This window comes from Streptomyces sp. SAS_270, from assembly GCF_052543295.1.
Window position 1 is genome coordinate 1 of sequence record NZ_JBMNDS010000156.1, and the last position, 7,185, is coordinate 7,185.

Annotated in this window: 6 protein-coding genes and 1 pseudogene; 5 read left to right on the plus strand and 2 right to left on the minus strand. The window is 70.5% G+C overall.

All coding sequences use genetic code 11. The features are described from left to right. A pseudogene (locus tag ACN6LB_RS45320) lies at positions 1 to 105 on the minus strand (argininosuccinate synthase domain-containing protein); the annotation flags it as partial. A gap of 2 nt (positions 106 to 107) precedes the next feature. Next, complete coding sequence (locus ACN6LB_RS45325) at positions 108 to 968, minus strand: hypothetical protein (protein WP_445031033.1); 861 nt, start codon at positions 966 to 968, stop codon at positions 108 to 110. Between the two features lie 188 nt (positions 969 to 1,156). Between ACN6LB_RS45325 and ACN6LB_RS45330 the strand changes: the two genes are divergently transcribed. The 5 genes from ACN6LB_RS45330 (at position 1,157) to ACN6LB_RS45350 (ending at position 7,096) form a co-directional block, all read left to right on the plus strand. Continuing rightward, the gene (locus ACN6LB_RS45330; RefSeq protein ID WP_356134735.1) at positions 1,157 to 2,350 is read left to right on the plus strand and encodes an argininosuccinate synthase; all 1,194 of its coding nucleotides are present in this window, start codon (positions 1,157 to 1,159) and stop codon (positions 2,348 to 2,350) included. Positions 2,351 to 2,439: 89 nt separating this feature from the next. Then, positions 2,440 to 3,870, plus strand: coding sequence for an argininosuccinate lyase (gene argH, locus ACN6LB_RS45335; RefSeq protein WP_445031034.1), 1,431 nt, complete (start codon positions 2,440 to 2,442; stop codon positions 3,868 to 3,870). A 75-nt stretch (positions 3,871 to 3,945) separates the two neighbouring features. Continuing rightward, positions 3,946 to 4,917 carry an aldo/keto reductase gene (locus ACN6LB_RS45340; RefSeq protein WP_356134730.1) on the plus strand — a complete coding sequence of 324 codons (972 nt, stop codon included), beginning with the start codon at positions 3,946 to 3,948 and terminating at the stop codon, positions 4,915 to 4,917. 113 nt (positions 4,918 to 5,030) lie between these two features. Further along, positions 5,031 to 5,582, plus strand: coding sequence for a TetR/AcrR family transcriptional regulator (locus tag ACN6LB_RS45345; protein ID WP_356134728.1), 552 nt, complete (start codon positions 5,031 to 5,033; stop codon positions 5,580 to 5,582). After that, positions 5,579 to 7,096: an MFS transporter gene (locus ACN6LB_RS45350; protein WP_445031035.1), complete on the plus strand. Its 1,518-nt coding sequence runs from the start codon at positions 5,579 to 5,581 to the stop codon at positions 7,094 to 7,096. Before ACN6LB_RS45345 ends, ACN6LB_RS45350 begins: the two co-directional genes overlap by 4 nt. Positions 7,097 to 7,185: the final 89 nt, after the last annotated feature.

Below are 7,185 nucleotides of genomic sequence, written 5' to 3' on the forward strand. Positions count from 1 at the left end.
GACCAGCGGATAGCGGTCCATGTAGAGGGCGTTGGCCTTGATCGCCGGGAGGCAGTACTCGTCGGCGAACTCGTCCTTGGCGTCGACCGGTGCGGCCACGGGGCCCGTCACTTGTTGAGTGTGCAGGTGGCGAGGGAGTTCAGACCCGTGGGCTTGGCCGCCGTACGGCCGATCGAGATCGCGATGCGGTCGATCGTCGAGGCGCGCTTGTCCTTGAGGGGGCCGAGGATCGCGTTCTGGACGAAGTTCGGTCCGCCCTGGCCGACCGTGTTGACCAGTCGCGTGTTGGCCTCCGTGATCTGCGTGTTGAGCAGGGCCAGGTTGCGGTCGACCTCGGCCTTCGCGGAGGCGGGGACCGCCGGGAGCTGCGAGGCGACGTCGGGGCAGGTGATGGTGCCGGCCGCGGCCGCACCCCCCGCGTTGTTCGCGGCGCCGCCCGCCTGCGCGGTCGCCGTCGCGCTCGGCGCCGCGGGGGCAGCGCCTCCACCGGCCGCCGCGCCGCCGCCCGTCGCCGTGCCGCCGCCCGTGTTCAGCTTGCAGGGCGCCAGTGCGTCGAGACCCTGCGGCTTGGCGGCCGTGCGGCCGATGGCGGTCGCGATGCGGTTGACGGTGGCGACGCGCTTGTCCTTGAGGGGGCCGAGGATGGCGTTCTGGACGAAGTTCGGTCCGCCCTGGCCGACCGTGTCGACGAGCCGCTTGTTGGCCTCCGCGATCTGCGTGTTCAGCAGGGCCAGGTTGCGGTCGACCTCGGCCTTCGCGGAGGCGGGGACAGCGGGGAGGCTCGGCGCGACGGCCGGGCAGTTCACCGTGCCGGGCGCGGCCTTGGTCGGGGCGTTGTTGGCGCTGCTCTTGCCGGACTCCCCGGCCAGGGCGGAACCGGCGATCACCGCTCCGGACAGCACCACTGCGGCGGCACCGCCGATCATGACGACGCGGCGCTTGTTGTACTTCGGAAGAGCCCTGGACATGCGGATGCCTCACTTGGGTCAGGAGTGGGTGTACAAACGCGGCGCCTGCGTTCGGTGGGGAGTACGCGAAAGCGGTTTCGTGCGTTCAACGGCCTTCGAAAAAAGCCTCGGCATCAGTCGAGATTGACGAATCATGCAGAACTCTGCATACTCATGCATGACAGCGAACGCACCGTGAGGAGAAACCCGTGACCGAGCGCGTCGTACTCGCCTACTCAGGCGGTCTGGACACCTCCGTCGCCATCGGCTGGATCGCCGAGGAGACGGGCGCCGAGGTCATCGCCGTCGCGGTGGACGTCGGCCAGGGCGGCGAGGACCTGGACGTCATCCGCAAGCGCGCCCTCGCCTGCGGTGCGGTCGAGGCCGAAGTGGCCGACGCCAAGGACGAGTTCGCCGACGAGTACTGCCTCCCGGCGATCAAGGCCAACGCCCTCTACATGGACCGCTATCCGCTGGTCTCCGCGCTCTCCCGGCCGACGATCGTCAAGCACCTCGTCGCCGCCGCCCAGAAGCACGGCGCCACCACGGTCGCCCACGGCTGCACCGGCAAGGGCAACGACCAGGTCCGCTTCGAGGCCGGCATCGTCGCCCTCGCCCCCGACCTCAAGTGCATCGCCCCGGTCCGCGACTACGCGATGACCCGCGACAAGGCCATCGCGTTCTGCGAGGAGAAGAACCTCCCGATCGCGACCTCCAAGAAGTCCCCGTACTCCATCGACCAGAACGTCTTCGGACGCGCCGTGGAGACGGGCTTCCTGGAGGACATCTGGAACGCGCCGATCGAGGACATCTACGAGTACACCTCCAACCCGGCCGAGCCCCGCGAGGCCGACGAGGTCGTCATCTCCTTCAGGCAGGGCGTCCCGGTCGCCATCGACGGCAGGCCCGTCACCGTGCTCCAGGCGATCCAGCAGCTCAACGAGCGCGCCGGTGCCCAGGGCATCGGCCGGATCGACATGGTCGAGGACCGCCTCGTGGGCATCAAGTCCCGCGAGGTGTACGAGGCTCCGGGTGCGATCGCGCTCATCACGGCCCACCAGGAGCTGGAGAACGTCACCGTCGAGCGTGAACTCGCCCGCTACAAGCGCCAGGTCGAGCAGCGCTGGGGCGAACTGGTCTACGACGGCCAGTGGTTCTCCCCGCTCAAGCGCGCCCTGGACGGCTTCATCGAAGAGGCCAACCAGCACGTCAACGGCGACATCCGGATGACCCTGCACGGCGGCCGCGCCGTCGTCACCGGCCGGCGCTCCGACACCTCGCTCTACGACTTCAACCTCGCCACGTACGACACGGGCGACAGCTTCGACCAGGCCGCGGCCAAGGGCTTCATCGACATCTACAGCCTTTCGTCGAAGATCGCGGCCAAGCGCGACCTGGCGTAGTCACCTACCGCTAGCGTGACAACCGCCTCCCCGTCCGTCCGCGGTGGGGAGGCGGTCGCACATCCACCCACCTCCCGAGGAGCAGAGCAGTGAGCAGCAACAGCGGTGACGTACGGCTCTGGGGCGGCCGCTTCGCCGACGGCCCCGCCGAGGCCCTGGCCAAGCTGTCCGCGTCCGTCCACTTCGACTGGCGGCTCGCGCCGTACGACATCGCCGGATCGCGTGCCCACGCGCGCGTGCTGCACAAGGCGAACCTCCTCACGGACGACGAGCTCTCCCGCATGCTGGAGGGACTCGACCGGCTCGAAGCCGATGTGGCCGACGGCTCGTTCGTGGGCACGATCGCCGACGAGGACGTCCACACCGCCCTGGAGCGGGGCCTCCTTGAGCGCCTCGGTCCCGACCTCGGCGGCAAGCTCCGCGCCGGACGTTCGCGCAACGACCAGGTCGCGACGCTCTTCCGGATGTACCTGCGCGACCACGCCCGGATCATCGGCGGCCTGATCGCCGACCTCCAGGACGCGCTGGTCGGCCTCGCCGAGGCCCACCCGGACGTCGCGATGCCGGGCCGCACGCACCTCCAGCACGCCCAGCCGGTCCTGTTCGCCCACCACGTCCTCGCGCACGTGCAGTCGCTGTCCCGGGACGCCGAGCGGCTGCGCCAGTGGGACGAGCGCACGGCGGTCTCCCCGTACGGCTCGGGCGCCCTGGCCGGTTCCTCCCTCGGCCTCGACCCCGAGTCGGTCGCCAGGGACCTCGGCTTCGAGCACGGCAGCGTGGCCAACTCCATCGACGGCACGGCCTCCCGTGACTTCGTCGCCGAGTTCGCCTTCATCACCGCGATGATCGGTGTGAACCTCTCCCGGATCGCCGAGGAGGTCATCATCTGGAACACGAAGGAGTTCTCCTTCGTCACCCTCCACGACGCCTTCTCCACCGGCTCGTCGATCATGCCGCAGAAGAAGAACCCGGACATCGCCGAGCTGGCGCGCGGCAAGTCCGGCCGTCTCATCGGCAACCTGACCGGCCTGATGGCCACGCTCAAGGCCCTCCCGCTCGCGTACAACCGCGACCTCCAGGAGGACAAGGAGCCGGTCTTCGACTCCTGCGACCAGCTCGAAGTCCTGCTTCCCGCCTTCACCGGCATGATGGCCACCCTCACCGTCAACCGTGAGCGTATGGAGGAGCTGGCCCCGGCGGGCTTCTCGCTCGCCACCGACATCGCCGAGTGGCTGGTCAAGCAGGGCGTGCCGTTCCGTGTCGCACACGAGGTCGCGGGCGAGTGCGTGAAGGTCGCCGAGGCCGACGGCATCGAGCTGGACGGGCTCACCGACGAGCAGTTCGCGAAGATCTCCGCGCATCTGACGCCCGAGGTGCGCTCGGTGCTCAACGTGCCGGGCGCGCTCGCCTCCCGCGACGGCCGCGGCGGTACGGCGCCCAGCGCGGTCGCCGTGCAACTGGCCGAGGTGCAGGCGGACCTCGTGGCCCAGCACGCCTGGGCCACCGCCAAGAACAAGTAGCGGGTCGCCAATCACCGGGGCATCGCGGGTTACGTTGGTCGGGAGCCGCAAGGAGCCGACCGAACGGAGCTCGCGATGCCCTTCGCCCGACTGGCCTCAGCAACGACCCCCACCTGCCACATCGGTCTGGGTCTGGCCGCCGTCGGCCGCCCCGGCTACATCAACCTCGGCCGCGAGGACGACCTCCCCGCCGAGCGCAGCGTCGACGCCCTGCGCGAGCGCACCCACGAACTCCTCGACGCCGCCTACGCGCAAGGCGTGCGCTACTTCGACGCGGCGCGCTCCTACGGCCGCTCCGAGGAGTTCCTCGCCGGCTGGCTGAGCGGCCGGCCGGGCGTCGACGACGTGGTCATCGGCAGCAAGTGGGGCTACACCTACACCGCGGACTGGCGCACCGACGCCGAGGCGCACGAGGTCAAGGACCACACCCTCGCGACGTACGAGCGTCAGCGCGCCGAGAGCGCCGCACTGCTCGGCGACCGCCTCGACCTCTACCAGATCCACTCGGTGACCCCGGACAGCCCGGCCCTCACCGACAAGGAACTCCACGCCCGGCTGGCCGAGGCCGCTGCCGGGGGCCTGAGCATCGGCTTCTCGACCAGCGGGCCCGCCCAGGCCGACGCGATCCGTACCGCGCTCGCCGTCACGGTCGACGGCGAGCCCCTCTTCCGTACCGTCCAGGCGACGTACAACGTGCTGGAGACCTCCGCCGCGCCCGCGCTCGGCGAGGCGTACGACGCGGGGCTCACGGTGATCGTCAAGGAGGGCATGGCCAACGGGCGCCTTGCCGCCGGGCAGGCGCCGGAGGCTGTTCGGGAGATCGCCGAGCGGGCCGGGGTCGCCGCCGACGCGGTCGCCCTCGCCCTGGTCCTGCACCAGCCGTGGGCCGGAGTCGTCCTCTCCGGTGCGGCCACCACCGGCCAGCTCTCCTCGAACCTGCACGCGGCGGTCGTCGACCTCGACGACGAGCAGCTCACCCGGCTCGCGGCTCTCGCCGAGGAGCCGGGGGCGTACTGGGAGCGGCGCGGCCGGCTGCCCTGGCACTGACAGCGACAGGGCGGCCCGGCGCCGAGCGGAGCCCCTGACCGTCTGTGCATCAGAGGTGAGACGCCAATGCCTACGATGAGACAATGCTGTCTCATGTGGGCTATGGTTGTCTCATGGCTGTCGACCGTGAGCATGTGCTGCGCAGTGCCGCGGCCCTCCTGACCCGGAAATCCACCGCGACCATGGACGAGGTCGCCAAGGCGGCCGGGATCAGCAGGGCCACGCTGCACCGCCACTTCGCCGGGCGCGACGCACTCGTACGGGCGCTGGAGTCGCTCGGCATCGCGGAGTGCGAGGCGGCGCTCGATGCGGCGCGGCTCGACGAGGGCGCCGCCCAGGAGGCCGTACGCCGTCTGGTGCGGGCGCTCGAAGGCGCCGCCGGACTGCTCGCGTTCCTCTACACCGAGAACCAGCTGTTCGAGGGCGCGGAGCAGAACCAGGGCTGGGCGCGGCTCGACGCCCGGATCGCCGCGCTGTTCCGGCGCGGCCAGGAGAGCGGCGAGTTCCGTATCGACCTCACTCCCGCCTGGCTCACCGAGGCCCTCTACGGGCTGATGGCCTCCGGGGTCTGGGCCGTGGCCGAGGGCCGGGTCGCCGGCAAGGACTTCCACCACATGATCGTCGAGCTGCTGCTCGGCGGCACCCTACGGAGAGAGGAATCATGACCAGCACCCTGCAGCCGGCCGCCACGACAGAGCTGGAGAAGCGTCCGGGCCGTTGGCTCGCGCTCTCCGTCCTCGTCCTGGCCGTGCTGTTGGTGGCCGTCGACGCGACCGTCCTCGGCCTGGCAACCCCGTACATCAGCGAGGACCTGAAGCCCTCCGGCACCCAGCTCCTGTGGATCGGTGACGTCTACTCGTTCGTCATCGCCGGACTGCTCGTCTCCATGGGCAGCCTCGGTGACCGCATCGGCCGCAAGAAGCTGCTGCTCATCGGATCGGCGGCGTTCGGTGCGGTCTCCGTGCTCAACGCCTATGCGACGACACCGGAGTTGATGATCCTGGCGCGGGCGCTGCTCGGTGTCGCGGGTGCGACGCTGATGCCCGCCACCCTCGCGCTGATCCGCAACCTCTTCCACGACCCGCGCGAACGCAGTCTCGCGATCGGCATCTGGGGAGCAACTGCCTCCGCCGGTACGGCAGTCGGGCCCGTCGCCGGAGGATTCCTGCTGGAGCACTTCTGGTGGGGCTCCGTCTTCCTGATCAACCTCCCGGTGATGGCGGTCCTCGTCCTCGTCGGCATCAAGCTGCTGCCCGAGTCGCGGAATCCCGATCCCGGTCCGTGGGACCTGACCAGCGTCGTGCTCTCGCTCGTCGGCATGATCGGCCTCGTGTACGCGGTGAAGGAGGCGGCCGCGCACGGCGTGAGCGGGGAAGCCGCGCTCGCCGGTGTGCTCGGTGCCGGCGCGCTCTGCTGGTTCGTGCGCCGCCAACTCACGCTGCCCACCCCGCTGTTGGACATGCGGCTGTTCCGCAACCGCGGCTTCTCCGCAGCGGTGCTCGCCGACCTGCTCACCGTCCTCGGTCTGGCCGGCCTCATCTTCTTCCTCTCGCAGTACCTGCAACTCGTGCAGGGCAGAGGACCGTTGGAGGCGGGTCTCGCCGAACTCCCCGCCGCCGTCGGCGCGGTGGTGTCGGGTCTGATCGCGGGCTCGGTCGCCCGGCGGTTCTCCGTACGCGCCGTGGTCGCGGGCGGACTCGCGGCGGTGGGCCTGGCGCTGGCCGCACTCACCCTGCTCAGCCAGTCCACCGGCTACCCGCTGCTGGGCGGCGCGCTCCTGGTCGTCGGCGTCGGCGCGGGCCTCTCCTTCACCGTCACCGCCGACGTGATCCTCTCCAGCGTGCCCAAGGAGCAGGCGGGCGCCGCGTCCGCGGTCTCCGAGACGGCCTACGAACTCGGCGCCGCCCTCGGCATCGCACTCCTCGGCTCCATCGTCACCGGCGCCTACCGCGACTTCACGGCCCCGGCGGGCACCCCGTCCGCGGCCCACGAGTCACTCGGCGGCGCGGCCGAGGTGGCATCCGGCCTCCCGGCCGACACCGCGGACGCCCTGATGACGTCGGCCCGAGAGGCTTTCGTCGACGGCCTCGGCCTGGCGGCCGGCATCGGAGCGGCGGTACTGCTCGCCACGGCGGTGGCGGCATGGTTCCTGCTGAAGGACCAGAGACTGGCGGGTTAGCCAGGGTGGTTTAGTCCGTCCGGCGTTTGAGGACGAGGCCGTCCAGGCCGATTACGGGGGCCTGGGGGGAGAGACAACCAAAAAAAGAG

What these genes read in the sequence shown, in the direction of transcription:
- ACN6LB_RS45325 (WP_445031033.1), bottom strand. Translation starts at nt 968, where the DNA reads ATGTCCAGGGCTCTTCCGAAGTACAACAAGCGCCGCGTCGTCATGATC.
- ACN6LB_RS45345 (WP_356134728.1), top strand. Translation starts at nt 5,031, where the DNA reads ATGGCTGTCGACCGTGAGCATGTGCTGCGCAGTGCCGCGGCCCTCCTG.
- ACN6LB_RS45350 (WP_445031035.1), top strand. Translation starts at nt 5,579, where the DNA reads ATGACCAGCACCCTGCAGCCGGCCGCCACGACAGAGCTGGAGAAGCGT.
- ACN6LB_RS45340 (WP_356134730.1), top strand. Translation starts at nt 3,946, where the DNA reads ATGCCCTTCGCCCGACTGGCCTCAGCAACGACCCCCACCTGCCACATC.